We start from the raw sequence: 24,703 nt of genomic DNA, 5'->3' as shown, positions 1-24,703 counted from the left end.
TTACGCCTGCTGGGGTCCGCCCTGGCACTGGTCTGTGTCGCACAGCTGCCGGCCGCCGCGGCCGCCCCGGACCCGGCCTCCCCCCGGGCCGACACCTGCGCCGTCAAGCCGAAGCCCACGGGCAAGGTCCTCCAGGGGTACTGGGAGAACTGGGACGGCGCGGCCAACGGCGTGCACCCGCCCTTCGGCTGGACCCCGATCACCGACTCCCGCATCCGCGAGCACGGCTACAACGTGATCAACGCGGCCTTCCCTGTGATCCGCTCCGACGGCACCGTCCTGTGGGAGGACGGCATGGACTCGACGGTGAAGGTCGCGACGCCGGCGGAGATGTGCCGGGCGAAGGCGGAAGGCGCCACGATCCTGATGTCCATCGGCGGTGCGACGGCCGGAATCGACCTGAACTCCAGCAACGTCGCCGACCGCTTCGTCGAGACGATCGTGCCGATCCTGAAGAAGTACAACTTCGACGGCATCGACATCGACATCGAGACCGGCCTGGTGGGCAGCGGCAACATCAACCAGCTCTCCGCCTCGCAGTCCAACCTCGTCCGCATCATCGACGGCGTGCTCGCCAGGATGCCCGCGGGCTTCGGCCTGACGATGGCCCCGGAGACGGCGTACGTCACCGGGGGCAGCGTCGTCTACGGCTCGATCTGGGGCGCGTACCTGCCGATCATCAAGAAGTACGCGGACAACGGCCGCCTGTGGTGGCTGAACATGCAGTACTACAACGGCAGCATGTACGGGTGCTCCGGCGACTCCTACTCCGCGGGCACCGTCCAGGGCTTCACCGCCCAGACCGACTGTCTCAACAAGGGCCTGACCATCCAGGGCACGACCATCAAGGTCCCCTACGACAAGCAGGTCCCGGGCCTCCCCGCTCAGCCGGGCGCCGGCGGCGGCTACATGTCCCCGAGCCTCGTCGCCCAGGCCTGGAACCACTACAACGGCGCCCTGAAGGGCCTGATGACCTGGTCGATCAACTGGGACGGGTCGAAGGGCTGGACCTTCGGGGACAACTTCAAGCGGCTCACCCGCGCTTGAAGACCGCGACCGACCGCGCCGGGACGGTGAAGGCCCCCGAACTCCTCTCGTGCGTCGACGACTTGACGGTCCGGTCGGCACCGGTGGCCTGTATCGGGTGCAGGGAGTACCGGATACCCTCGGTCGCCTTCACGCGCTGCCGCTGCGTCTCGGGGCTCGCGTTGAACACGAGCACGAGGTCGCCGAGCTTCATGGTGATGACGCCCGGTGTCTCGGCCGGGGTGCCTGAGAGCGGGAAGGACAGCGCCGACTGGACCTGGCCGGCCGTGGCGAGGGAGAAGGCGGGTTCGGTGGTGCGGATCCTCAGGAGGTCGCGGTACGCGGCCGACGTGTCGTTGATCTCCGAGCAGCCGGGGGTCAGCGTGGCCGCGGACGACAACAAGGGCTTCGCGTAGGGCCACTTCGCCTTGTTGTCGGCGGCCGGGGGAAGACCGCGGCCGAAGCCGTTGCCCGCGCGGCAGTTCCAGTGGATCGCGTTGAACCAGTCGCCGCTGTCGAAGGAGTTGCGGTCCAGGGACTTCGAGCGCAGCAAGTCCGTGCCTGCCTGGGAGAGCGCCGGGCCCTGGGAGAGCGAGGCCGTGGCCATCGCGAGAAGCTGCATGCGGGCGCGCGCGGCCGTCGGCGTGTTCTTGGGCAGCTTGAAGGCGAGCGTGTCGTAGAGCGATTCGTTGTCGTGCGCGTCGGCGTAGGAGAGGGCGTCGCCGGGGGCCGCCGCGTATCCGGCCGGGGCGCCGTTGTAGTCGACGTCCGCACCCTTGACCGTGCGGCCCGCCGAGTCGGTGAAGGTGAAGTCGGCGAGGTTTCCGGAGAGGCCGACCTTGATGAGGTCCTGGTAGTGCAGGAGGCGGGCCTTCTGCTCGGCCGGAGTGCCGTTCGCCTTAGAGGAGTTGGGGTCGGTGTACAGGCCGCTGGCGAAGCCCTGCACTCCCGGGTCCTCGTCGAAGGGGCCGCCGCCGCGCAGCGCGTCGCGTGAGCGGTCGGAGAAGGTGGCGACGCCGGTTCCCGCCATGTTCTCCTGGGTGGCCTGGACGAAGCGGGCGTCGCCTGCGACCTCGCCGAAGTTCCAGCCCTCGCCGTACAGCACTATGCCCTTCCCGTCGACGCCGTCCTCCGCCACGGTCAGCGCGTCGAGGGCCTTGCGGACGGCCAGGATGTTCGCCTTCGGATGGTGCCCCATCAGGTCGAAGCGGAAGCCGTCGACCTTGTACTCCCTGGCCCAGGTGACCATCGAGTCGACGACCAGCTTGCCCATCATGGCGTTCTCGGGCGCCGTGTTGGCGCAGCAGGTGGAGGTGGCGACCGTGCCGTCGGCCTCCAGACGCTGGTAGTAGCCGGGCACGATCTTGTCGAGGACGGACTTGTCGGCCTGGCCGCTCGCGACGGTGTGGTTGTAGACGACGTCCATGACCGTGCGCAGGCCGGAGCCGTTCAGTGCCTGCACCATCCTGCGGAACTCGACCGTGCGCCGGGTGCCGTCGGGGTCGCTCGCGTACGAGCCCTCCGGGACGGTGTAGTGCAGCGGGTCGTAGCCCCAGTTGTACGCGTCCTTGGCGGCGCTCTTGGTGACGCACGCCTGCTGCTCGTCGGAGTCGGGGGCGAGGGCCGGGAGGTCGCAGTCGGGAGTGGTCCGTCCGGCCTCGCGCTCGGGGACGGTGCCGAAGTCGAAGGCGGGCAGCAGATGCACGTACGACGTTCCGGAGCGGGCGAGGCGGCGCAGGTGCCGCATGCCGTCGGACTTCTCGTCGGTGAACGCGAGGTACTCGCCGGGGTGGTTCGATGTGCGGTCCTCGACGGAGAAGTCCCGGATGTGCAGCTCCTGGATCTGCGCGTCGCGCAGCGGCGTCGCCTTCGGTTTGCGGAGCGTGGCCCAGCCCTTGGGGGCGAGCTCCGGGGCGCGGAGGTCGACGGCGAGGCTCCGCTCGGAGTCGGCCGTGAGGGCGGTCGAGTAGGGGTCGGTGACCTTGTTGGTGACGATCTTCCGGACGCTCGGCGCCCACACCTTGACGACGTACCGGTAGGACTTGCCCGACCAGCTCCCGGGACCGGTCGCCGACCAGACCCCGGAGGCGCGGTCGCGGTGCATGCGTACGGTGCGGCCGCCGATGTCGAGGGAGACACTCCGCGCGGTGGGGGCCCAGGCGGCGAGGGTGACGCGGCCGTGCGCGAACCGGGGGCCGAGGGTGGCCCTGGTGGCGGCCTCGCTGTACAGGTCGTCGAGGACGCCCTGGGTCTGGACTCCGGTGGCGGTGCGCAGGGTGCCGTCGGCGGCCCGTCCTGTGGCGACGAGCTGGCCGGTGAGGGCCGCGCGGATCCGGTCGCGGTCGCGCGGGTCGACGGTGAAGGCGGCGTAGCCCTTGAGGTGCGGGTACTTGGCCTTCTGAGCCGCGGTGAGGCCGCCCTCGACCGGGGCGAGGCGCAGTCGGTGGGCCGCGCCACCAGTGTCACCGGCGATGTCGCCGTCCTCGACCGTGAGGCCGCCGTGGGGCGCGTACAGAAGTTCGTGCACGGTGCCCGTTCCGGTGTCCCAGGCGAGGGTCGACCGGTCGATCCACTGGGCCCGCGACTTCGACAAGTCGATGGCGTCGGCCCGCGCGTCCGCGGCGGCCGGCGCCGAGGGGGCGAGCGGCACAGCCGTGGCCGTCGCGGTCAGGGGCACGGCGGCGGCGAGCAGGGCGAGGGCCACGGTGACGGCGGTGCGGCACGGGGAGCCGGTCACGAAAGTCTCTCCTTGAGGCAGGGGAAGAAGGTGCGGCCGCCCGGCAGCGGGGACAAGGATGGGCCGGGCGGCCGGTCTGAGGGGCTGCTCAGCAGCTCTTGGACCCGGTGTGCAGCGCGAGCGCGGTGTTCGGCGCCACGGACGCGGTGAACCGGCCCGAGCTGTTCACGCCGACCTTCCTGCCGCTCTGCACGTCGCAGTACGTGCCGGCCGCCAGGGAGGTCTGGAAGGTGCGGTTGACGGTCGTGCCCTCGTGGTTGATGACCACGTACGCCTTGTCGCCGCGGCCGAAGGCGATGGCGTCGTTGCCGTTGTCCCACCAGTTGGTGACGGACGTGCCGCGGGCGGTGTTGCGGAACGTGACCATGCCGCGGATCTCCGGCCAGGCGTGCTGGCACTTCCAGCCGTCGCTGTAACAGGCCTTCACCTGTCCGCCGTTGGGCGATCCGGCGTCGTTGTTGCTGAACTCGTAGCCGGAGTGGACGTCGGGCGAGCCGTAGGGCCAGGCCAGCATGAAGGCGTGCGCGAGGGTGTAGTTGGCGCCGTCCTTGTAGTTGAGGGTCTGGCCGTGGCGCTCGGTGTCGTGGTTGGCGACGAAGACCGCGGAGGAGCCGCTCGGCATGTAGCCCCAGCCCTCGCCGTAGTTCTTGAGGTAGGCGAGCTTCTCGTCGTTGAAGACCCGCTTCAGGTCCTTGGCGTAGCGGAACTCCTGGGCGTCGCCGGTGGCGGCGTACTCGCCGGGGTCGACCGCCTCGCCCGCGCCGTGCAGCGTCTCCTGCTTCCAGTAGACACCCGGGTTGCTCAGCCGCGACTTGATGTTCTTCAGGTCGCCGACGGGGATGTGCTTGGCCGCGTCGATGCGGAAGCCGTCGACGCCGAGCGAGAGGAGGTCGTTCAGGTAGGCGGCGATGCGGCCGCGCACGTACTCCTCGCCCGTGTCCAGGTCGGCCAGGCCGCCCAGTTCGCAGTGCTGGACGTTCCAGCGGTCCTGGTAGTTGCTGATGTCGGCCTTGCAGTCGTCCAGGTCGTAGGCCGAGTACGTGCCGGGGTAGTCGTACTTGGTGAAGCGCGATCCCGCCGAGCCGGTGCCGGAGGCGTTGGTCATGTGGTTGATCACCGCGTCGGCGACGACCTTGACCCCGGCGGAGTGGCAGGTGTCGACCATGTTCTTGAAGTCGGCGCGGTCGCCGAGGCGAGTGCCGATCTTGTAGCTGACCGGCTGGTACGCGGCCCACCACGCCTCGCCCTGGAGACGCTCCTGCGGCGGCGACACCTGCACGTAGCCGTAGCCGTCCGGCCCGAGGCGGTCCGTACACGCCTTGGCGACCGACTTGAAGTTCCACTCGAAGAGGACGGCGGTGACGTCCTTGCCGCCGGGCGGGGCGGCCTGGGCCGAGGGAGCTCCGGCGACGACGCTGCCCGCGAGGCCCGCCGCCAGGGCGAACGCGGTCGCGACGGGTCTGCGGCTCTTCAGAGTGCGGCCGGACATGGGGAACCTCCTGCGCGTTGGGGGAACCGTCAGCAAGTGTTTGCAGCAAGTCGTCACAACTTGTTGCGGGTTGGAACGTATGGCGCCCCCACCACTTGGTCAACCCTCTGGACACACTCCGGTTGATCCCCGTACCACCAGCTCGGGCTGGAACACGAACTCCGTGCGCTGCACGGGGTTTCCGTCGATCTCCTCCAGGAGGGCGCCCACCGCGGCGCTCGCCATCGCCTGCACCGGCTGGCGCACCGTGGTCAGCGGCGGGTCCGTGAAGGCGATGAGCTGGGAGTCGTCGAAGCCGACCACGGAGACGTCGCCGGGCACGGTCAGGCCGCGCTCGCGCACGGTTCTGACCGCGCCGAGCGCCATCAGGTCACTGCCGCAGACCATCGCCGTGCAGCCCAGGTCGAGGAGGGCGCCGGCCGCCGCCTGGCCGCCCTCGACGGTGAACAGGGTGCGCTGTACGAGGCGTTCGGCCTCCCCCTGTGCCAGGCCGAGCATGTCGTGCAGCGCCGCCGTGAACCCCTCCGCCTTGCGGCGTGAGGGGACGTACCGCGTCGGGCCGATGGCCAGGCCGATCCGTTCGTGACCGAGGTCGACGAGGTGGCGTACGGCCATGCGCACCGCCGAGCGGTCGTCCGGCGAGACGAAGGAGACCGGGATGTCCTCGTTGTAGCCGTTGACGAGCACGAACGGCACTTTGCGGTGGGCCAGTTCGCGGTAGCGCGCGGTGTCGGCCGTCATGTCGGCGTGCAGGCCCGACAGGAAGATGATGCCGCTGACCCCGCGGTCCTCCAGCTGCTCGACCAGCTCGTCCTCGGTGGCGCCGCCCGGCATCTGCGTACAGAGCATCGGGGTGTAGCCGTGCCCGGCGAGCACCTGCTCGATGACCTGCGCGAAGGCGGGGAAGATCGGGTTGGTCAGCTCGGGGATGACCAGGCCGACCAGGCCGGCGCTGCGCCGCTTCAGCCGCGTGGGCCGTTCGTAGCCGAGGACGTCGAGGGCGGCGAGGACCCGGCGCCTGGTGCCGGTCGCCACCCCCGCCTTGCCGTTGAGGACCCGGCTGGCGGTGGCCTCGCTGACGCCGGCCTGGGCCGCGATGTCCAGGAGCCGCGGGGCGCCCCGATGGGCGTCCCGCGGTGCGGAGGGCAGCGTCACACCGCCCACCAGACGGTGGTGTCGGCGGGCAGGTGCACGGCTCCGTCCTCGACCTCCGCCTCCTCGCTGGCGAGCAGGACCCGGCCCGGGGCCGGGACGCGCACCGTCTCGGCGGTGGTGTTCACGGTGCACACGAAGCCCTCACGGGCGAAGGCGAGCACGCCTTCGGGGGCGTCCAGCCACTGGATCGCGCCGCCCGCGCCGAGCCCCGGCTCCGCGCGGCGCACGGCGAGCGCGCTGCGGTAGAGCTCCAGGGTCGAGCCGGGGTCGCCGCTCTGTGCCTGCACGCTCAGCTCGCCCCAGTTCGCGGGCTGCGGGAGCCAGCTGCCGCCCGTCCCGAAGCCGTACGACGTGCCTTCGGTGGTCCACGGGATGGGCACCCGGCAGCCGTCCCGGAAGCCGTCCTGTCCGTCGGCCCTGATGAACGACGGGTCCTGGCGCACCTCGTCGGGCAGATCGGTGACGTCGGGCAGGCCGAGCTCCTCGCCCTGGTAGAGGTAGGCGGAGCCGGGCAGCGCCAGCATCAGCAGGGTCGCGGCGCGGGCGCGGCGCAGGCCGAGCTCGCGGTCGCCCGCGGTGCGCAGCTGCGTGCCCATCCCCGGCGGGTTCGCGAGGCGCGTGGCGTGCCGGGTCACGTCGTGGTTCGACAGCACCCAGGTGGCGGGCGCGCCCACGGGACGCATCGCGTCGAGCGACACGTCGATGACGTCGCGCAGCTCGGCGGCGTTCCAGGAGGTGCCCAGGTACTGGAAGTTGAAGGCCTGGTGCATCTCGTCGGGTCGCACGTACTGGGCGGAGCGCTCGACGGTGGGGGTCCACGCCTCGGCGACGAGGATGCGGGCCCCCTCGTACTCCTCCAGGACCTGCCGCCAGCTGCGGTAGATCTCGTGCACGCCGTCCTGGTCGAAGAACGGCATGACGTCGTTGCCGAGCAGCTTGAGCTGGTCGTGGCTGCCGATGTCGGGCAGTCCGGCCTCCTTGACCAGGCCGTGGGCGACGTCGACGCGGAAGCCGTCGACGCCCATGTCGAGCCAGAAGCGCAGGATCGAGCGGAACTCGTCCTGGACCGCGGGGTGTTCCCAGTTGAAGTCGGGCTGCTCGGGGGCGAAGAGGTGCAGATACCACTCGCCGTCGGGCACCCGGGTCCAGGCGGGCCCGCCGAAGATGGACTCCCAGTCGTTGGGCGGGAGTTCGCCGTCCACGCCCTTGCCGGGGCGGAAGTGGTAGCGCTCCCTGAGCGGGGAGCCGGGCCCCTCGCTCAGCGCGCGACGGAACCAGTCGTGCCGGTCGGACGAATGGTTCGGCACCAGGTCCACGATGACGCGCAGGCCGAGCTCGTGGGCGTCGCGGATGAGCGCGTCGGCGTCCAGGAGGCTGCCGAACATGGGGTCGATGGCGCGGTAGTCGGCGACGTCGTAACCGGCGTCGGCCTGCGGCGAGGCGTAGAAGGGGCTGAGCCAGACGGCGTCGACGCCGAGGTCCCTGAGGTACGGCAGCCGGCTGCGGATGCCCTCCAGGTCGCCCATGCCGTCACCGTTGCCGTCGGCGAAGCTGCGCGGATACACCTGGTAGATCACCGCGCCGCGCCACCAGTCCGGGTGCGTCTCGGTGGTGGGGGCGGCAGGGGCAGCGAGATGCTGGGTCATGTCTTCCCTGGGGATCGAGTGTGGTGGGGGCGGCGGGATGTCCCGGAACGGGACATCAGGACTTCGTCGCGCCCGCCGTCAGGCCGGAGACCAGGTGGCGCTGGGCGAAGCCGAAGATGATCGCGGCGGGCACCGCGACGATCACGGCGGACGCCGTGAGCGACCCCCAGTCGCTGGTGTACTGGTTGACGAAGGTCTGGAGACCGCCGGCGAGCGTGAGGTTCTCCTCGCCGGTCATGAAGGCCGAGGCGTAGGCGACTTCGGCCCAGCCGGTGATGAAGCTGTAGAACCCGGTGACGGCCAGGCCCGGCTTGGCGAGCGGCACGATGAGCCGCCAGAAGGTGCCGAACGGGTTGAGCCCGTCCACCCGCCCGGCCTCGTCGATCTCGACCGGGATGGTGTCGAAGTAGCCCTTCATCATCCAGGCGCAGAACGGCACGGCGATCGTCAGATACGTGACGACGAGTCCGACCGGCTGGTTGAGCAGGCCGAGGGTGGCCAGGAGGTTGTACAGCGGCACGATGAGCACCGCGACCGGGAACATCTGGGTGATCAGGAGCAGCCACATCAGCGGCCGCATGCCGGGGAACCTGAAGCGGCTCACCGCGTACCCGGTCGTCGCCGAGATGAAGACGCCGATCACCGTGGTCAGGCCCACCACGATGAGGGAGTTGAGGAGCCAGTTCGGGAACTCGGTGTCGTTCAGGACGTGGTCGTAGTTGCCGAGGGTGAAGTCCTTGACCAGGTCGGTGGAGAAGGCCTCGCTCTCCGGCTTGAACGAGGTGACCAGGAGCCACAGCGGCGGCATGACCGCGATGGCGGCGGCGAGCAGCAGGGTCGCGTGCAGGGCGACGGAGGCCAGCGGCCCGCGTTCGTCGCGCCCCCTGGGCTTGCGCTGCTTCACCTTCGGTTCGGTCGGCACGGTGGTCACCACACCTCTCCCTGCTTGCGGAGCGCGCGGCGGTAGGCGACCGCGATGATCGACAGGAGGGCCAGGATGAGCACACCCCAGGCCGCGGAGCCCGCGAAGTCGCGGGGGCTGACGACGAACGAGAGCCGATAGGCGTACGTCACCAGGATCTCGGTGGCGTCTCCCGGGCCGCCTCTGGTCAGCAGGAAGATCACCGGGAACATGTTGAAGGTCCAGATGCCGCTGATGAGGATCACCGTGCTGGCGACGGAGCGCAGCCCCGGCAGGGTGATGTGGCGGAAGCGCTGCCAGGCGCCCGCGCCGTCCATCTCGGCCGCCTCGTACAGCTCGACCGGTATGGACTGCAGGCCGCCGAGCATGGCGACCAGCATGAACGGCACGCCGAGCCAGACGTTGACCGTGATCACCGAGAGCTTCGCCCACATCGGGTCGTTGAGCCACGGGACCGCGTCGATGCCGCCGCCTTCGAGGATCTTGTTGAGGAGGCCCTTCTTCTCGTTGAAGAGGAGCCGCCAGGTGAAGACGGAGACGAAGGCAGGCACCGCCCAGGGCAGGATGAGCGCCATCCGGTAGAAGGAGCGTCCCGCCAGCTTGCGGTTGAGCATCGTGGCGAGCGCGAGACCGAGCACGAAGGACAGCGCGACGCAGGACACGGTCCACACGACGGTCCAGGTGAGCCGGTCCCAGAAGACGCCGTCGGACAGGATCGACTGGTAGTTGTCGAGGCCGACGGACTCGTACGTGGCGGGGATGTCGTTGACACCGATGTGCCGCTCGACGTTCGCCTCGTTGGCGTTGGTCGTCGACAGGTACAGGCCGCGCACCAGCGGGTAGCCGACGATCACGCCGATCACGATCACCACGGGGGCGACCATGGCCCACGCGTACCAGTAGGTGGCGATGGCCCGACGCAGCCGTCCTGGGTTCTTGCCTGGCCGGTGGCCGCGGCCGCGGATGCTCTTCACATCCGCGGCCGGCACCACCGACCGGCCGGTCTCGACAGCCATGGGTCGGTCAGCCCTCCCTGTTACTTGTAGTCCTTGAGGAGCTTGCGGTAGGCGTCACCGATGCCCTGGGCGCCCTTCTCGGGCGAGGACTTGCCGCTGAGGACCTTCTCCAGCTGCAGCCGGATCGGCTCGAAGAGCGCATTGGCCTCCGGGATCCACGGCCGCTGCACGGACTTCTCCACTGCGGGCTTGAAGAACTGCACCATCTGGTTGTCCTTGACGGACTTCACGTCGTAGACGGAGGTGCGGGTCGGCAGCAGGCTGAGCTGCTCGGTGGTCTGCTGCTGCACCTTGGCGGAGCTCATGTACTTGATGAACTCGTAGGACGCGTCGAGGTTCTCGGAGCCGGCGTACGCGGCGAGGTTCCAGCCGCCCTGCGGGGCGCCCTGGCGCGCGCTGCCGGCCGGGGCCGGGGCGACACCGAGGTTGCCCTTGTCGGCCTTGAACTCCTTGCCCTTCAGGGCTCCTTCGATGGACCAGGGGCCGTCGAGCGCCATCGCGACGTCGCCGTCCTTGAAGGCGTTCAGCTGGTTGTTGTAACCGTCGCTCGCGTCGGTTACCGCCGCCTTGGAGTCGACGAGGTCCTTCATCACCGAGAAGGCCTTGGCGCCCTCGGGGTCGTCGACGGTGACCTTCTTGTTCTTGGTGTCCAGGAGGTCGCCGCCCTCTCCGTAGAGGTACGGGAGGTAGTAGTACGGGTCGTCGCCGCGGAGGTAGAGGCCGGTCTTGCCGGACTTGGAGTTGATCTTCTTCGCGGCGCTCTTGACCTCGTCGAAGGACGTGGGCACGTCGACGCCGGCGGCCTTGAGCATCTTCTTGTTGTAGAAGAGCGCCAGGGTGTCGATGGTCTGCGGCGCGGCGTAGGTCTTGCCCTTGAACTTCGTGCTCGCGGCGGCCTGCGGGAGGTAGTCGTCGGCCTTGTCGAGCGCGACCGTGTCGTCGAGCGGGGCGAGGTAGCCGAGCGAGGCGAAGTCCTGGGTCCAGGCGACCTCGGTGCGCATGACGTCCGGGGCGCCGGAGTTGCCGCCGGCGGCGTTCTTGAACTTGGCGTTGGCCTCGCCGAACGGCACGTTCACATAGTCGACCTCGACGTCGGGGTGCAGCTTCTCGAAGCCCTTGGCGATCTTCTCGTACGCGCCCTTCTCGGCGTCGTTCGAGGTGTCCCAGAAGGTGACGGTCCCGGAGAGCTCGCCCGAGCCCTTCTTGCCGCCGCTGCCCTCGTCGTCGCCCCCGCAGGCTGCCGCTGTCATGGCCAGGGCAGCAATCAGCCCGGTGGCCGCTATGCCACGCCGCATGTGAACTCCTTCAACTGATCCCGGAATCACGGGGAGACGAAGAGGTGCCTCCTGCTGGCCGCTCTCGACGCGGCGCCGGGTTGCCAGGAACGTAACAGCGTTGGAATGCCACCGAAAGACCTTGCGGTAAATTTCTGCAAGCACCGGTGATCGTTACTTCTGTGTGTCCTTACCGTTGCCGGCACCGCGCTTGACAGTGCGGCCGGGGCGTTGAATACGCCTGCAAGGTTCTTGCAGGAAGGCTCTTTCCGCAAGCCTTTACAGGCGGTGTGCAATCCCGTCGACGACAGGTACAGTCCAGTGCCATGACCGCACGGCTTGTCGACATCGCAGCCCACGCGGGGGTCAGCGAAGCCACCGTGAGCCGTGTCCTCAACGGCAAGCCCGGAGTGGCCGTCGGCACTCGTGAGGCGGTGCTCGCCGCCCTCGACGTGCTCGGGTACGAGCGCCCGGTGCGGCTTCGCCGGCGCAGCGCGGGGCTCATCGGCCTCATCACGCCCGAGCTGGACAACCCCATCTTCCCCGCGTTCGCCCAGGTCATCGCGCAGGCCCTGACCCGCCAGGGCTATACGCCGGTCCTCGCGACGCAGACGCCGGGCGGCTCCACCGAGGACGAGCTCACCGAGATGCTGGTGGACCGCGGGGTCAGCGGCATCATCTTCGTCTCGGGACTGCACGCCGACACCACCGCCGACATGGGGCGCTACGACACGTTGCGCGCCCAGGACGTCCCCTATGTGCTCGTCAACGGCTTCTCGCCGGACGTGAAGGCCCCTTTCGTCTCCACGGACGACCGCGCCGCCGTGCGCCTCGCCGTCACGCATCTGACGTCGCTCGGCCACACGCGCATCGGGCTCGCCGTCGGCCCCAAGCGGTTCGTCCCCGTGGTGCGCAAGATCGAGGGGTTCCAGCTGGGCCTGCTCGAACGCCTCGGCCTCGACCCCGAGGAGTCGGCCGAGCTGGTCCAGCACTCCCTCTACACCTTGGAGGGCGGGCAGGCCGCGGCCACCACCCTCATCAACCACGGTTGCACGGCCGTCGTGTGCGCCAGCGACATGATGGCGCTCGGCGCCATCCGGGCCGCCCGCGACCTGGGCCTGAGCGTGCCCCGGGACATCTCGGTGGTCGGCTTCGACGACTCCCCGCTCATAGCGTTCACCGACCCGCCCCTCACCACGATCCGCCAGCCCGTGCAGGCCATGGGCCAGGCGGCGGTCCGCGCGCTGCTGGAGGAGATCGGCGGCACACCCGCGCCGCACGGGGAGTTCGTCTTCATGCCGGAACTGGTGGTGCGGGGCTCCACGGGGTCGGGGCGGCGGGGGCCGCGGTGAGGCCGGGCCGGCTCACGCCGCGATGAGCGGCTGCCACCACGAGCGGTGGCGGTGGTACCAGCGGGCCGTCTCGGCGAGCGCCGCGTCGAAGTCGGTGGCGGGCCGGTAGCCCAGCTCGGTGCTGATCTTCGTGTGGTCGACGGCGTACCGGCGGTCGTGGCCCTTGCGGTCGGCGACGTGGGTGATGCGCGTGGCGTCGGCGCCGCACAGCGCGAGCAGCCGTTCGGTCAGTGCCAGGTTGGTGAGCGAGGTGCCGCCGCCGATGTTGTAGATCTCCCCCGCCCGGCCCCCGGTGCGGACCAGTTCGAGGCCGCGGACGTGGTCGTCCAGGTGCAGCCAGTCCCGCACCTGCAGCCCGTCGCCGTACACCGGGACGCTGCCCCCGTCCAGCAAGGACGTCAGAAAGCGCGGGATGAGCTTCTCCGGGTGCTGGTGCGGGCCGAAGTTGTTGGAGCAGCGGGTGACGCGGACGTCCAGGCCGTGGGTGCGGTGGTGGGCGAGGGCGATCAGGTCGGCGGCCGCCTTCGACGCCGCGTAGGGGGAGTTGGGCCGCAGTGGGTCCTCCTCGGTGGCCGCGCCCCGCGGGATCGATCCGTACACCTCGTCGGTGGAGACGTGGATGAAGGTGGTGACGCCGTGGCGGAGCGCGGCGTCGAGCAGTGTCTGGGTGCCGAGCACGTTGGTGCGGGTGAAGGCCGAGCCGTCCACGATCGAGCGGTCCACGTGTGACTCCGCCGCGAAGTGCACCACCTGTCCGTGGTCGGCGGCCAGCTCGCCGGCCAGGCGGGCGTCGCAGACGTCGCCGCGCACGAAGGTGAGGCCCGGGTGGGCGCGCACCTCGTCGAGGCGGCGGAGGTCGCCCGCGTAGGTGAGGCTGTCCAGGACGGTCACCTCGACGCCGGGCGGTCCGCCGGGGCCGAGGAGTGCGCGGACGTACGCGGAGCCGATGAAACCGGCGCCGCCGGTGACGAGTATGCGACGGTCGCGGCGGCCCGTGCGGTCGAAGTGGTTCATGAGGTCAATTGCACCTTGCTGTGGTCGCCGATGACGAGTCGGTGGGCCTGGGGCAGCCGCGGGGCCGGTGCCACGACGGCGCCGCGGCCGATGAGCGAGGCTTCGATGCGGGACGCGCCCTCCACATCGGCGCCGCGCAGCAGGACGGAGTGGGCGATGGCGCTGTCCTCGACGCGGCAGTCCTCGCCGATGGCGGTGTACGGGCCGATGCTGGAGTTGCTGATGACGGTGCCCGCGCCGATCACCGCGGGTCCGACGATGCGTGAGCCGCGCACGACGGCGCCCTCTGCGAGGCTGACCCGGCCAAGGACGGTGCTGTCCGGGTCGACCTTGCCGTCGACGCGGCCCTCGATGCCGTCGAGGACCTGCCGGTTGACCTCCAGGAGGTCGTCGACGCTGCCGGTGTCACGCCAGGGGCGGGTGGTGGTCTCGGCCCGCACCCGCAGGCCCCGGTCGAGCATCCACTGCACGGCGTCGGTGATCTCCAGTTCGCCGCGCATGGAGGGACTTATCGCCCGGACCGCTTCGTGGATGTCCGTGCCGAAGGCGTACACGCCGATGAGCGCGAGGTCGCTGCGGGGCCTGTCGGGTTTCTCCTCCAGGCTCACCACGTCGCCGTGCGCGTCGAGCTCGGCGACGCCGAAGGCCGTCGGGTCGGCGACCGGGGTGAGGAGGAGGCGGGCGGCGCCGGGCTGGGCGGCCGCGCGTTCGGTGAAGCCGGTGAGGCCGTCCTGGAGGTAGTTGTCGCCGAGGTAGAGCAGGAAGTCGTCGTCGCCGAGGAACTCCCGTGCGATCAGCACCGCGTGGGCGAGGCCGAGCGGCCGCTCCTGGTGGAGGTAGCTGACGCGCAGGCCGAAGGCGCTGCCGTCGCCGACGGCGTCGCGGACCTCGCCGCCGCGCCGGCCGACGACGATCCCGGCCTCCCGGATGCCCGCCGCGGCGATGGCCTCCAGGCCGTAGAAGAGCACCGGTTTGTTGGCGATGGGCAGCAGCTGCTTGGCGCCGGTGTCGGTGAAGGGGCGCAGCCTGCTGCCCGTTCCGCCGGCCAGGATCAGGGCCTTCAAGGAAGCCGCCCGCGGGGTGGGGCGGCCTGGGGATGCGTTCTCAACGGTCCCTCCTCGCTTGCGGAGCCTCGTGGGCCCCGGACTTGAAGCGGCGCCTCGGCGGCAGTGTCTCGACGGCGGTCCTCCGAGCGTGGCGCCTCGACTCAAGCAGAGCCCGGCACACCGCCGCAAGAGCCGCCTGAAAGTTTCAGCAATCTCTTGCCAATCTTGGGGCGGCTTTGTTTGACTCGGTGCGCATCACCGGCCCGCCGCTCAACTTCGGTGCCGGACCGCGCAGTTCGCCAGCGCCACGCATCACACGCACTTCGACTGGGGGCAGCAGTGACAGGTCACCGGCAACGCGCCCGGCTCGACCGGGAGGCCCGGCACCTCGCGCCCGGCGCGTCGGAGGAGACCACCGCCGGGCAGCGCGTGTTCGCCGAGGGCCGGGGCGCGCTCCTCACCGACCTCGACGGCGCGCAGTACCTGGACTTCGCGGCCGGCACCCTCACGCAGTCGCTCGGCCACTGCCACCCGGAGGTCGTCGAGGCGCTCACCGAGCAGGCGGGGCGGCTGTGGAACGTGCACGACGCCGCGACACCCGGCCGGGCCGACCTCCTCGACCTGCTCGCGCGCCTCCTGCCCGGCCATCTCGATACGTTCGCGTTCTTCTCCACCGGCGCCGAGGCCGTCGAGGCGGCCCTGCGCGTGGTGCAGGCGACCGCCCCCGCCGGGCGCAACCGGGTCGGGGCGCTGCGCCACGGGTTCCACGGCAAGACGATGGGCGCCCGGATGCTGGTCCACTGGGACATCGGCCACCAGGCCTTCGCCGGGAACAGCGTCCTCGGCTACGCCCCCAACTGCTACCGCTGCCCCCTGGAGTTGACCTACCCGAGCTGCGAGCTGCGGTGCGCCTCGCTGGTGCGCAAGCACATCGCCGAGAAGCCGAACGTCGCCGCGCTGGTCTTCGAACCGGTGCAGGGCGCGGCGGGCGTCGTGGTCCCGCCGCCCGGGTACTGGGAGCGGATCGCCGAGGCCTGCCGCGCGAACGGCGTGCTGCTCGTGGCGGACGAGGTGCTGACCGGGGGCGGCCGCACCGGCGCGTTCCTCGCCTGCGAACTCCTCGGCATCGAACCGGACCTGGTGCTGCTCTCCAAAGGCATGGCGAACGGCTTTCCGTTCGCCGTCCTCGCCGGGCGCGCGGAGCTGCTGCGCTCCCCGGAGGCCGCCACGGCCGGTTCGTACGCGTCGACGTACGCGAGCAACCCCCTCGGCATCGCCGCGGCGCACGCCACGCTCCGCGTCATCGACCGGGACGGCCTGACCGAACGGGCCGCCAGGCTGGGCGAGTTGCTCGGCGAACGGCTCGCGGCGCTGCACGCGCGGTTCGACCGGCTCGGTGACGTACGCGGACTCGGGCTGCTGTACGGCCTGGAGTTCGTCACGGACCGGGAGAGCCGTACGCCCGCCCCCGAGCTGGCCCGCGCGGTCCACTCGGCCGCGCTCGACCTGGGTCTTCGCACGGCCCTCGGCGGCCACATCATCCGGCTCGCACCGCCGTTCACGCTCGACGAGGCACAACTCGACGAGGGCATGGCTTTGTTGGAGCTGGCCGTCGAGCGGGCGGTCGAGCAGGTGATGGCGTGATCGTCGCGGAAAACCTCACCAAGGAGTTCCGCATCGCCGAGCGCGGGCCCGGCCTGCTCGGCAGCCTCGCCACGCTCCTGACCCGCGAGTACCGCACCGTGCGCGCCGTGGACGGCGTCTCCTTCGAGATCCCCGCCGGGACGAAGACCGCGTACATCGGTGCCAACGGAGCCGGGAAGTCCACCACGATCAAGATGCTCACCGGCATCATGACGCCGACGGCCGGGCGCTGCCTGGTCGCCGGCATCGAGCCGTACCGCGAGCGGCGGCGCAACGCCCGCTCCATCGGCGTCGTCTTCGGCCAGCGCAGCCAGCTGTGGTGGGACCTGTCGGTGCCGGACTCGTTCCGCATCCTGCGCCGCGTCTACGACATCCCCGAGCCGGTCTACCGCCGCAATCTCGCGCTCTACCGCGAGCTGCTCGACATCGACGCCCTCGGCACCACGCCCGTACGGCAGCTGAGTCTCGGCCAGCGGATGCGCGCGGAGATCGCGGCGAGCCTGCTGCACGACCCGGCGGTGGTGTTCTGGGACGAGCCGACCATCGGCCTCGACATGGTCCTCAAGGAGGCCGTGCGGGAGCTGGTCAACCGCGCCCACCGGGAGCTCGGCACCACCGTGGTGCTCACCAGCCACGACATCGCCGACATCGCCGCGATCTGCGACAGCGCGCTGGTCGTCGACCACGGCCGGGTCGTCCACCAGGGCACCATCCAGGAGCTGCTGCGCACGGCCGACCGGCGGTCGGTCACCTTCGACCACCGGGACGGCGTCCCGCCGCGCGACGCCGTCGACCGGATCGAGCGGGGCCTGCCCGGGGTGCGCTCGTCCGTCGGGGACGGCGGCCGCATCCGGGTCGACTATCCGGCGGGCCTCTTCACCTCGCGCCGGGTGCTCGCCTTCCTCCTGGAGCACTTCGACCTCACCGACTGCTACGCCCCCGAGCCGGACCTGGAAGAGGTGCTGCGGCAGATCTACGGCCGGACACCCGCGCCCTCGCCCGTCGGCGTCGACGGCGGCCCCTCATGAACACACGCGTGCGGCCCCTCATGAACACACGCGTGCGGCGGTACGTCCCCTTCGCTACCGGCGGCCTCCAGTCGCTGCTCCAGTACCGCTCGATGTTCCTCATCACAGGTGTCACCGCCGCCGCGGGCGCCGCGGTGACCGTCTTCCTGTGGCGGGCGGTGTACGCGGACTCCCCGGGCGGCACGGGCCCCGGCGGCTTCACCCCGGCGAGCATCACCACGTATCTGCTGGTCGCCCAGGTGCTACAGGTCCTGCACGCCAACCGGGTCGACGACGAGGTGGCCGCGGAGGTGTACCGCGGGGACGTCGCCGTGATGCTGGTGCGCCCGGTCAGCTATCCGCTGGTGCGGCTCTTCGCGTGCCTGCCGGTGGTCGCGGCCAACGCCGTCCTGGTCGGGGTGCCGGTGCTGCTGTTCTTCTCGTTCCTGGTGCCGTTGACCGCGCCCCGCCCCGGTGACGCCCTGCTGTTCGCCGTGTCGACCGCCCTGTCGGTGCTCATCGCATTCTGCGTGAACCTGCTGACCGGCATGACCGGCTTCATCACCACGAACACGTGGGGTGTGCGGATGGTGAAGCAGAGTGTCGTGGCCTTCTTCGCCGGGCAGCTGGTGCCGATCGCGCTGATGCCAGGACCGCTGGCGGCCGTCGCGCACGCGCTGCCCTTCAGGGGCATGGTCGACGGGCCGCTGACGCTGCTCCTCGGCCGGTACGAGGGGGTCGGCGGCGCCGTCTCCGTGCTCGCCCAGCAGGTGGGCTGGGTCATCGGCCTCACCGTCCTGTGCGCCGTGCTGTGGCGGGCGGCGCTGGGCCGTCTGGAGGTGCTCGGCGGATGACGCGCACACGCCTCGGCACGGCCCTGTGGTACGTCCGGCTCTCCTGGTTCCTCGGCGGCGTCGGCCTGCACCGGCTCGCCGCCTACCGCCTCGACTTCGCGCTCGGCGCCGGGGCGTTCCTGGTGCGGGTCGGCATCCAGACGGCGGTGGTGGGCCTGGTCTTCCGGCAGGTGCCCGCGGTGGGCGGCTGGTCGTACCACGAGGTGCTGTTCCTGCTCGGCTTCTCGCTGCTGCCGCGCGGCCTCGACCACCTCTTCACCGACCAGCTGTGGGAGCTCGGCCGCAAACTGGTGCAGCGCGGCGAGTTCTACCGCTATCTGATCCGCCCGGTGAACCCGCTGTTCTCGCTGCTCTCCGAGCGCTTCTTCCACCCGGACGCGCTCGGCGAACTGGTGGTGGGCGCGTTTCTGGTGACGTACGCGGGCGCCTCGCTCGATCTGGACCTGACGGCCACGCAGTGGGCGCTCGCCCCGCTGCTCGTGCTCTGCGGGGCGCTGATCCACACGGCCGTCAAGCTGTTCTTCGCGTCCCTGTCGTTCTGGACGGTGACGAGCCTGCCCGCTATGTACGCGGCGAGCCAGGTGTCCGAGTTCGCCGCGTACCCCCTCGACATCTACCACGCGTCGCTGCGCGCGCTGCTGACGTGGGTCCTGCCGTTCGCCTTCACCTCGTACGTCCCGTGCGTCTATCTGCTCTCCGGCGGGACGGGACTGCTCGGGTGGCTGCCCGTGGTGACGGCCCTGTCGCTGCTGCTCGCCCTCGCCGTGTGGCGGCGCGGCATCAACACGTACGAGATGACCGGGAGTTGAGGTGACGGACATCGTGATCCGCGACGAGGAGCTCGACGCGCTGCTGCGGGCGGCGCCCTGGATGCCCGAGGACGGACGGAAGGCCGACCGGTACGCGCGCGTCGACCACGCCGTGCTCGGCTCCGCCGCGCTGCTGCTCGTCGTGGCGGCGGTCGGCGGGCCCGCGTCGGGCCGCCGGTTCTTCGTGCCGGTGGACGTGCGGGGCGGGCGCGGCGAGCTCCAGGAGGCCCACGCCACCGAGGAGTTCAACAGGGCGGCGGTGCTCAGGACGCTGACGGGTGGCCGGCTGCACACGGCGCGCGGCGGCACGGTGGAGTTCCGCGGCGCGGTCGGCGGGCCCGGGGGCGCGCACCAGGTGCGTCGTCTCTCCTTCGACCAGGGCTGGTCGTCCAACGCCCTTTCGCTGATGGAGATCGGGGGCGTCGAGCACATCCACAAGACGTACCGCTGTCTCGACGAGGGCGTGCGGGAGCCCGACCTGTTGCGGCTGATGAACGGCACCGGGCGCACACCCGAGTGGGCGGGCGACTACACGTACACCGACCCCGCGTCCGGGACCCGCCATCCGCTGGGGGTCGTCTACCGGTACGCGCCGGGCGAGGGCATCGACGTACCGCTGCGGCAGAACCTCCGCTCCCTGTGGCCCGCGCTGACCCGGCTCCTGGAGAAGGGGTCGCCGCGGGAGGTGGCCCGGTCCCATCTGCGGCCGCTGGAGGGGAGGTTGCGGGAGGCGGGGCGGTTCCTGCGCGGTTTCCACGAGGATCTGGCCGACCGGCTCGGCGACGGCTCGCCGCAGCCCGACTACCCGGCCGGCGAGCGGCTCGCGCAGGCCGAGGAGCGGCTCGCCGAGCTGTACGGCCGCACCACCGCCGATCCGGTACTGCCCGCCCGGTCCGTCCGGGACGCGTTCCACGCCATGGACGGTGAAGTGGCCGCGCTGCGCGCCGTGCTGACGCGTCCGGGCGTGTCCTGGAAGGGCGGGCCCTGCCACGGCGACCTGCACCTGTCCCACCTGCTGTGGCGGCCCCTCGCGCTGATCGACCTCTCCACCCCGAGCGTGGCTCCCACCGCGCCGGGCTGGGCCGCGCAGTCCCCGCTGGAGGACGTCGTGGCCCTGCAGCGGGGGCTGGAGTACTTCGCGGCGGACGAGGCCGCGTTCGAGGCCGCCGGGCGCCTCGGCGCCGACTCGCTGGAGACCATGCTCGGTTCGCTGGACGGCGCGGCGGGCTTCACCGGCACCGGGCGGGCCGAGCTGCTGCGGGTGTTCGCGGTGGCCGACAGCTGGCGGGAGCGCGTGCGGGACCTGCTCCTCGGCCCCGCCACCGACAGCTCCAGCCCGCTGCGGCGGCTCCTCTACCTGCGCAGGCTGCTCCACGAACTCGCCTACAACCACGCCCATGCGCGCCCCTACCACGCCGCGATCGACCTGCGCCACGCCCTGCGCCTGGCCAGCCCCTACTCCGAGGACGTGAGGCCGTGACCACCCACCGGACCGGCGAACCGGTCGAGCCCGACACGCACAACCCGCGCATGCACATCATCGAGACCTACTTCGAGTGCTGCGGCTTCGACCACACCTTCTTGCAGGGCGGCACCTCGGTGTACCTGTGGAACCTCTCCCGGGCCTTCGCCGCGCGCGGGCACCGGGTCTCCATCGTGACGCCCGCGCACGGCAGGCTCGACGACCTGCGCTCGCGCTACGACGTGGAGGACCTGCCGTACGAGGACACGTACACCCTGCCCCTCGTGCTTGACCCGCAGGTGTGGCGGGGCTTCCCCGCCGAGACCGCGATCGAGCTGCGCACCACCGCGCACCGCATCCGTCTCGACGGCGTCGACTTGTACTTCCTCTCCAACGACTACCTCGACCGGCTCCCCGTCACGTTCTACCCGCCGTACTCCGCCAAGGGCCGCGACCTGGTCTTCTTCAAGCCGCTCGTCTTCCAGGTCGACAGTGTGCGGTTCCTGCGCGGCTGGTTCGGCGAGGAGCGTGCCGTGGTGCACGCGCACGAGCCGTACTACCACTACCTGCTGCCCGCCGCGCTGCGCGACGACCCGACGAAGATGGTCGTCAGCACCGTGCAGAGCAACATGCCCATCGCGAAGAAGGTGTACGGGCCCAAGGTGCGGCGACTGCTCGAACTCCTCGACGCGAAGGTCGAGTTGCCGGATACGGAGGCGCGGCAGTCGGGCCCGGGGCCGGCGGAGGCGGTCGTGCAGTACCAGCAGCTGACCCACCTCCACTACACCTATCCGCCCGGCCACGTCGCGCTCTACGAACTCACCGCCGAACACGCCGACCTGATCGACTTCCTCTCCCCCGGGCAGCTGGACTTCTACGCGTCGTTCCGCGACACCCCGTTCGCGGAGCTCTTCGAGCGGCTTCCGATGGCGGAGGTCGTGCGGCGCAACGCGCACAAGATGTTCGTGGGCGGCTGCGCGATCTCCGACGAGTGGCTCGCCATGGACCCCGCCGACGTCGACCGGGCGGACGTGCTCGGCGGCCTCGGCCTCGATCCGGCCCTGCCCACCTTCTTCCACAACGCCCGCTACGCGGTCCACCACAAGGGCCAGGTGGAGCTGGTGCGGGCGGTGGACCGGGTGCTGGGCGAAGGGCTCGACGCCAACTTCGTGGTGCGCTGCATCGCCGGTGAGGGCATCGACGACCCGTACTTCCACGAAGTGGCGCGGCGGCACGCGGGCCGGCTGCACCTGGAGTGGGAGCGGGTCGACGAGCGGCGGGTGTTCGCGTACGCGGCGAGCTCGGACTTCTGCCTCTTCCCCTCCAAGTTCGAAATGGACACCTTTTTGATCGCCCAGGGCGAGGCGATGGCGTGCGGCGCCGTGCCCATCGCCACGGCCCAGGAGGGCATGGCGCACTTCCGGCACGCCGAGGGGCCCGCGACGGGCACCGGTTTCGCCGTGAACCGGTCGTTCGCCGAGGACGACGAGCTGCTCACGCAGGCGCTCGCCGACCGCATCCGGGAGGCCGCGGCGCTCTGGTCCGACGACCCCGACCGCTACCGGGAACTGTCGGCGCGGGCGTCCGCCGTCGCACGCGGATTCACCTGGGAGCACTGCGCCGACCTGCACCTGGCAGCGTTCGGCCGTCTGTGGCGGGGCGAACCCGACGACCCGCCGACTCAACTGGCCCTGCGCCACGGCTGGTTCGACAGGACGAGAGAGGCACGGGCCGCTGAGGTGAAGGACGCCGCCGTCGCGCATGGCGCCGTGGACGTCTACGAGCGCCATGCCCCCGTGGACGCCGACGCCGCGCGCCGCCTCTTCGACGCCGCCTGGCGGCGCGCCGACTTCGCCGCCTGCGAGCGGGTTCTGGGGCGGGCGCCGAGCGGTGCGGTGGACCGGGTGGACGTGGACCGGCTGCGCGGCCGCCGCACCGTCACCGCCGACGGCCGGGTCGGCTACCGGCTCCCGCACGCCGAGCGCGTCGAGCTGGTCATCCCGTCCGACCCCGACGGGCAGGGCCGCGCCCTCCCCCGCGTACAGCTCCTGGAGCGCACCGCGCCCGGCGAGTTCACCGGCCCGGCACCCGGCCGGCCCGGCGCGCGGCTGCTCCTGACCCTCTCCTCCGGGTGCGTCACCTGGGACGAGGTGCGCGATGACTGACCGGAGCCTGACGGACGGGGTCCGCACCGTGCTGCTCGCGGGCGGCGAAGGCAGACGCATGGGCCCGCTCGGGACGGGGCGGCTCAAGCCCCTGGTGCCGTACGGCGGGGCCTGCCGCCTCATCGACTTCAGCCTGGCCAACGCCCGGGCCTCGGGTCTCGGGGAGGTGCTGCTGCTCTCGCAGTACGAGGAGCGGCAGCTCATGGACGACCTGCACCGGGTGTGGAACCAGGGGCCGGACTTCCGGGTGCACTTCGGCCCGTACGACAGCGCGTACGCATCGGCAGGCACCACCCGGTTGCCGGCCGAACTGCCCGCGCGTACATGGCCGTTGGAGCGCGGCACGGCGGACGCGCTGATCCGCAAGAGCGGCTACATCTTCGAGGGCGGCGGCGGCCGGCGTGACGCCGAGCATGTGCTCGTCCTGCACGCCGACCACGTCTACCGCTTCGACCACCGGCCGCTCATCGGTGCCCACCGGGCGTCGGGGGCGGCGCTGACCGTCGCGTACCAGCGCATCGACCCGCGCTGGGTGCACCTCTTCGGGATGGTCGAGTTCGATCCGCGGGGCAGGCTGACCGCGTTCGTCGAGAAGCCCGAAGTACCCACCAGTGACCTGGTGTTCGCGGCCTTCTGCGTCTTCGACGCGAAGATTCTGCGCCGGTATCTGGAGCTGCTGGACGGCACCGACTGGCAGCACGACATCAGCCGTGACGTGATTCCGGCGATGCTCGCGGCCGGGGAGCACATCCGCGGTCACGAGGTGGCGGGGCACTGGGAGGACATCGGCACCGTCGAGCGCTACCACCGCGCGCATCTCGCCCTCGCCGCCTCTCCCGCGGCCGGGCTGCCCGTCGGCCGGATGCCGTGGACCCTCGCCCCCGACGTGCGGCGCGGCTGGGTGGCGGAAGACTTCGGGGTGCGCTCGTCGGTCGTCGCGTCGGACCTGGTCAACGACGGCCGGGTGGAGGACAGCGTGCTCTTTCCCGGCGTGCGAATCGGGGCGGGCGCCAGGGTGCGGCGCAGTGTGGTGCTGCCTGGCGCCCGGGTTCCCGCGGGCGCCGACGTCGACGGGGCGGTGGTCCTCGAGGACGGGCGGATCCAGCAGGTGACGCCGGCACGGGCTCTGACAGAAGGAGTGAGCGTATGAGCGGGCCGCGGTACGACGTCCTGGTGGTCGGCGGCGCCGGCGTGGACACCATCGTGCGCGTGGAGGAACTCCGGCTGCCGCCGGGGGACTCCGTCTTCGTGCCTCCCGTGTACGACTACGTGGCGCACACCGGCAACGGCGTCGCGCTCGGCTGGCACGCGCTCGGCCTGGCCACCAAGTTCATCGACTTCCTCGGGGACGACGCGCAGGGCCGCTCCGTCCTCGACGCGTACGCCACCCGCGGCCTGGACTTCAGCCATGTGGTCTCGCCGCACGGCACCCCGCGCGGCGTCAACCTGGTCGACCCCGAGGGCCGCCGGTTCTCCTTCTACGACGGCCGCCACCCCGCCGACCTGCGACTCCCCCGCGACTTCTACCTGCCCCACCTGGAAGCCGCCCGGCACGTCCACCTCTCCATCACCGGCACCAACCGGGACATGTACGACGACATCCGGCGGCTCGGCGTGCCCTGTTCGACGGATCTGCACGACTGGGACGGCCACAACCCGCACCACCGGCTGTACGCGCTCGCCTCCGACCAGGTCTTCCTCAGCGCGGCCGCCATCCACGGCCGCGTCGACGAGGTACTGCACTCGATCGTCGACGAGGGCAGGGCGCGCCTCGTCGTCGCCACGGACGGCGCGGAAGGCTGCCACGTCCTGGTGCGCGGCGACACGGAGGTGCGGCACTTTCCCGCGGTGCGCCCGGAGCGGCCCGTGGTCGACAGCAACGGCGCGGGAGACGCCTTCGTCACCGCGTTCCTGTACGCCCACTTCGAAGGGCGCCCGGTGGAGGAGTGCGTGCTCGCCGGGTCCGTTTCGGGGGCGTTCGCCTGCGGCAGCGCCGGCACCCACACCGAGTTCATCGACCTGCCGGGGCTGCGCGGCGCGTGTGCGCGCGCGAGCGCCGCGGCAGCCGGCTGAGGGGCGGCACGC

General features: G+C 71.1%; 18 protein-coding genes and 1 pseudogene. 10 read left to right on the top strand and 9 right to left on the bottom strand.

The window, feature by feature from the left end:
- Positions 1-45 precede the first annotated feature (45 nt).
- The gene (locus tag AB0N81_RS30355) at positions 46-1,047 is read left to right on the top strand and encodes a chitinase (RefSeq protein WP_365363931.1); all 1,002 of its coding nucleotides are present in this window, start codon (positions 46-48) and stop codon (positions 1,045-1,047) included.
- Here the strand turns inward: AB0N81_RS30355 and pulA are convergent.
- The 7 genes and pseudogenes from pulA to AB0N81_RS30320 all read right to left on the bottom strand — a co-directional run bounded on the left by pulA (position 1,034) and on the right by AB0N81_RS30320 (position 11,286).
- On the bottom strand, positions 1,034-3,763 hold the full coding sequence (pulA, locus tag AB0N81_RS30350) for a pullulanase-type alpha-1,6-glucosidase (protein ID WP_365363881.1): 2,730 nt from the start codon (positions 3,761-3,763) through the stop codon (positions 1,034-1,036). The genes AB0N81_RS30355 and pulA overlap by 14 nt on opposite strands.
- Positions 3,764-3,854: 91 nt before the next feature.
- Positions 3,855-5,252, bottom strand: a pseudogene (locus AB0N81_RS30345) (alpha-amylase family protein); the annotation flags it as partial.
- 99 nt (positions 5,253-5,351) lie between these two features.
- On the bottom strand, positions 5,352-6,416 hold the full coding sequence (locus tag AB0N81_RS30340) for a LacI family DNA-binding transcriptional regulator (RefSeq protein WP_365363880.1): 1,065 nt from the start codon (positions 6,414-6,416) through the stop codon (positions 5,352-5,354).
- Complete coding sequence (locus tag AB0N81_RS30335; RefSeq protein ID WP_365363878.1) at positions 6,404-8,053, bottom strand: glycoside hydrolase family 13 protein; 1,650 nt, start codon at positions 8,051-8,053, stop codon at positions 6,404-6,406. Before AB0N81_RS30335 ends, AB0N81_RS30340 begins: the two co-directional genes overlap by 13 nt.
- 55 nt (positions 8,054-8,108) lie before the next feature.
- Positions 8,109-8,984 (bottom strand): carbohydrate ABC transporter permease, encoded by an 876-nt coding sequence (locus tag AB0N81_RS30330; RefSeq protein WP_365363876.1) that lies wholly within the window; start codon positions 8,982-8,984, stop codon positions 8,109-8,111.
- The gene (locus tag AB0N81_RS30325) at positions 8,981-9,991 is read right to left on the bottom strand and encodes a sugar ABC transporter permease (protein WP_365363874.1); all 1,011 of its coding nucleotides are present in this window, start codon (positions 9,989-9,991) and stop codon (positions 8,981-8,983) included. Before AB0N81_RS30325 ends, AB0N81_RS30330 begins: the two co-directional genes overlap by 4 nt.
- Before the next feature lie 20 nt (positions 9,992-10,011).
- Positions 10,012-11,286: an extracellular solute-binding protein gene (locus tag AB0N81_RS30320; RefSeq protein WP_365363872.1), complete on the bottom strand. Its 1,275-nt coding sequence runs from the start codon at positions 11,284-11,286 to the stop codon at positions 10,012-10,014.
- Positions 11,287-11,591: 305 nt separating this feature from the next.
- Between AB0N81_RS30320 and AB0N81_RS30315 the strand changes: the two genes are divergently transcribed.
- Complete coding sequence (locus AB0N81_RS30315) at positions 11,592-12,617, top strand: LacI family DNA-binding transcriptional regulator (protein WP_365363870.1); 1,026 nt, start codon at positions 11,592-11,594, stop codon at positions 12,615-12,617.
- Between the two features lie 12 nt (positions 12,618-12,629).
- Here AB0N81_RS30315 and rfbB read toward each other — a convergent pair whose 3' ends face one another.
- Positions 12,630-13,631 (bottom strand): dTDP-glucose 4,6-dehydratase, encoded by a 1,002-nt coding sequence (gene rfbB / locus AB0N81_RS30310; protein ID WP_365363868.1) that lies wholly within the window; start codon positions 13,629-13,631, stop codon positions 12,630-12,632.
- The gene (locus tag AB0N81_RS30305) at positions 13,628-14,695 is read right to left on the bottom strand and encodes a glucose-1-phosphate thymidylyltransferase (protein WP_365363866.1); all 1,068 of its coding nucleotides are present in this window, start codon (positions 14,693-14,695) and stop codon (positions 13,628-13,630) included. The genes rfbB and AB0N81_RS30305 overlap by 4 nt, the downstream gene beginning before the upstream one ends.
- Before the next feature lie 321 nt (positions 14,696-15,016).
- Between AB0N81_RS30305 and AB0N81_RS30300 the strand changes: the two genes are divergently transcribed.
- From AB0N81_RS30300 to AB0N81_RS30265, 8 genes are read left to right on the top strand one after another with little or no spacing between them, the layout of a single operon-like run.
- On the top strand, positions 15,017-16,321 hold the full coding sequence (locus AB0N81_RS30300) for an aminotransferase class III-fold pyridoxal phosphate-dependent enzyme (RefSeq protein ID WP_365363864.1): 1,305 nt from the start codon (positions 15,017-15,019) through the stop codon (positions 16,319-16,321).
- Positions 16,318-17,349, top strand: a complete 1,032-nt coding sequence (locus AB0N81_RS30295) for an ATP-binding cassette domain-containing protein (protein WP_365363862.1) — start codon at positions 16,318-16,320, stop codon at positions 17,347-17,349. The genes AB0N81_RS30300 and AB0N81_RS30295 overlap by 4 nt, the downstream gene beginning before the upstream one ends.
- A complete protein-coding gene (locus AB0N81_RS30290; protein WP_365363861.1) occupies positions 17,346-18,182 on the top strand; it encodes an ABC-2 family transporter protein in 837 nt (278 codons plus the stop codon). The genes AB0N81_RS30295 and AB0N81_RS30290 overlap by 4 nt, the downstream gene beginning before the upstream one ends.
- Positions 18,179-18,991, top strand: a complete 813-nt coding sequence (locus AB0N81_RS30285; protein ID WP_365363860.1) for an ABC-2 family transporter protein — start codon at positions 18,179-18,181, stop codon at positions 18,989-18,991. Before AB0N81_RS30290 ends, AB0N81_RS30285 begins: the two co-directional genes overlap by 4 nt.
- A 1-nt stretch (position 18,992) precedes the next feature.
- Positions 18,993-20,471, top strand: coding sequence for a phosphotransferase (locus tag AB0N81_RS30280; protein ID WP_365363858.1), 1,479 nt, complete (start codon positions 18,993-18,995; stop codon positions 20,469-20,471).
- Entirely contained in the window at positions 20,468-22,618 is a 2,151-nt protein-coding gene (locus AB0N81_RS30275) for a glycosyltransferase (protein ID WP_365363856.1), read from the top strand. The genes AB0N81_RS30280 and AB0N81_RS30275 overlap by 4 nt, the downstream gene beginning before the upstream one ends.
- On the top strand, positions 22,611-23,768 hold the full coding sequence (locus AB0N81_RS30270; RefSeq protein ID WP_365363854.1) for a sugar phosphate nucleotidyltransferase: 1,158 nt from the start codon (positions 22,611-22,613) through the stop codon (positions 23,766-23,768). Before AB0N81_RS30275 ends, AB0N81_RS30270 begins: the two co-directional genes overlap by 8 nt.
- Positions 23,765-24,691: a PfkB family carbohydrate kinase gene (locus tag AB0N81_RS30265; RefSeq protein ID WP_365363852.1), complete on the top strand. Its 927-nt coding sequence runs from the start codon at positions 23,765-23,767 to the stop codon at positions 24,689-24,691. Before AB0N81_RS30270 ends, AB0N81_RS30265 begins: the two co-directional genes overlap by 4 nt.
- The last annotated feature ends 12 nt before the right edge of the window (positions 24,692-24,703 follow it).

The sequence above is a fragment of the Streptomyces sp. NPDC093510 genome (assembly GCF_040683555.1).
Classification (GTDB): Bacteria; Actinomycetota; Actinomycetes; order Streptomycetales; family Streptomycetaceae; genus Streptomyces.
Note: the sequence above shows the minus strand (reverse complement) of the source record. Positions and strands in the feature narration are given on the sequence as shown.

Bases quoted from the DNA above. Each gene is read 5' to 3' on its own strand.
- rfbB (WP_365363868.1), bottom strand. From the start codon at position 13,631: ATGAACCACTTCGACCGCACGGGCCGCCGCGACCGTCGCATACTCGTC.
- AB0N81_RS30270 (WP_365363854.1), top strand. From the start codon at position 22,611: ATGACTGACCGGAGCCTGACGGACGGGGTCCGCACCGTGCTGCTCGCG.
- AB0N81_RS30315 (WP_365363870.1), top strand. From the start codon at position 11,592: ATGACCGCACGGCTTGTCGACATCGCAGCCCACGCGGGGGTCAGCGAA.
- AB0N81_RS30320 (WP_365363872.1), bottom strand. From the start codon at position 11,286: ATGCGGCGTGGCATAGCGGCCACCGGGCTGATTGCTGCCCTGGCCATG.
- AB0N81_RS30335 (WP_365363878.1), bottom strand. From the start codon at position 8,053: ATGACCCAGCATCTCGCTGCCCCTGCCGCCCCCACCACCGAGACGCAC.
- AB0N81_RS30285 (WP_365363860.1), top strand. From the start codon at position 18,179: ATGACGCGCACACGCCTCGGCACGGCCCTGTGGTACGTCCGGCTCTCC.
- AB0N81_RS30325 (WP_365363874.1), bottom strand. From the start codon at position 9,991: ATGGCTGTCGAGACCGGCCGGTCGGTGGTGCCGGCCGCGGATGTGAAG.
- AB0N81_RS30265 (WP_365363852.1), top strand. From the start codon at position 23,765: ATGAGCGGGCCGCGGTACGACGTCCTGGTGGTCGGCGGCGCCGGCGTG.
- AB0N81_RS30290 (WP_365363861.1), top strand. From the start codon at position 17,346: ATGAACACACGCGTGCGGCCCCTCATGAACACACGCGTGCGGCGGTAC.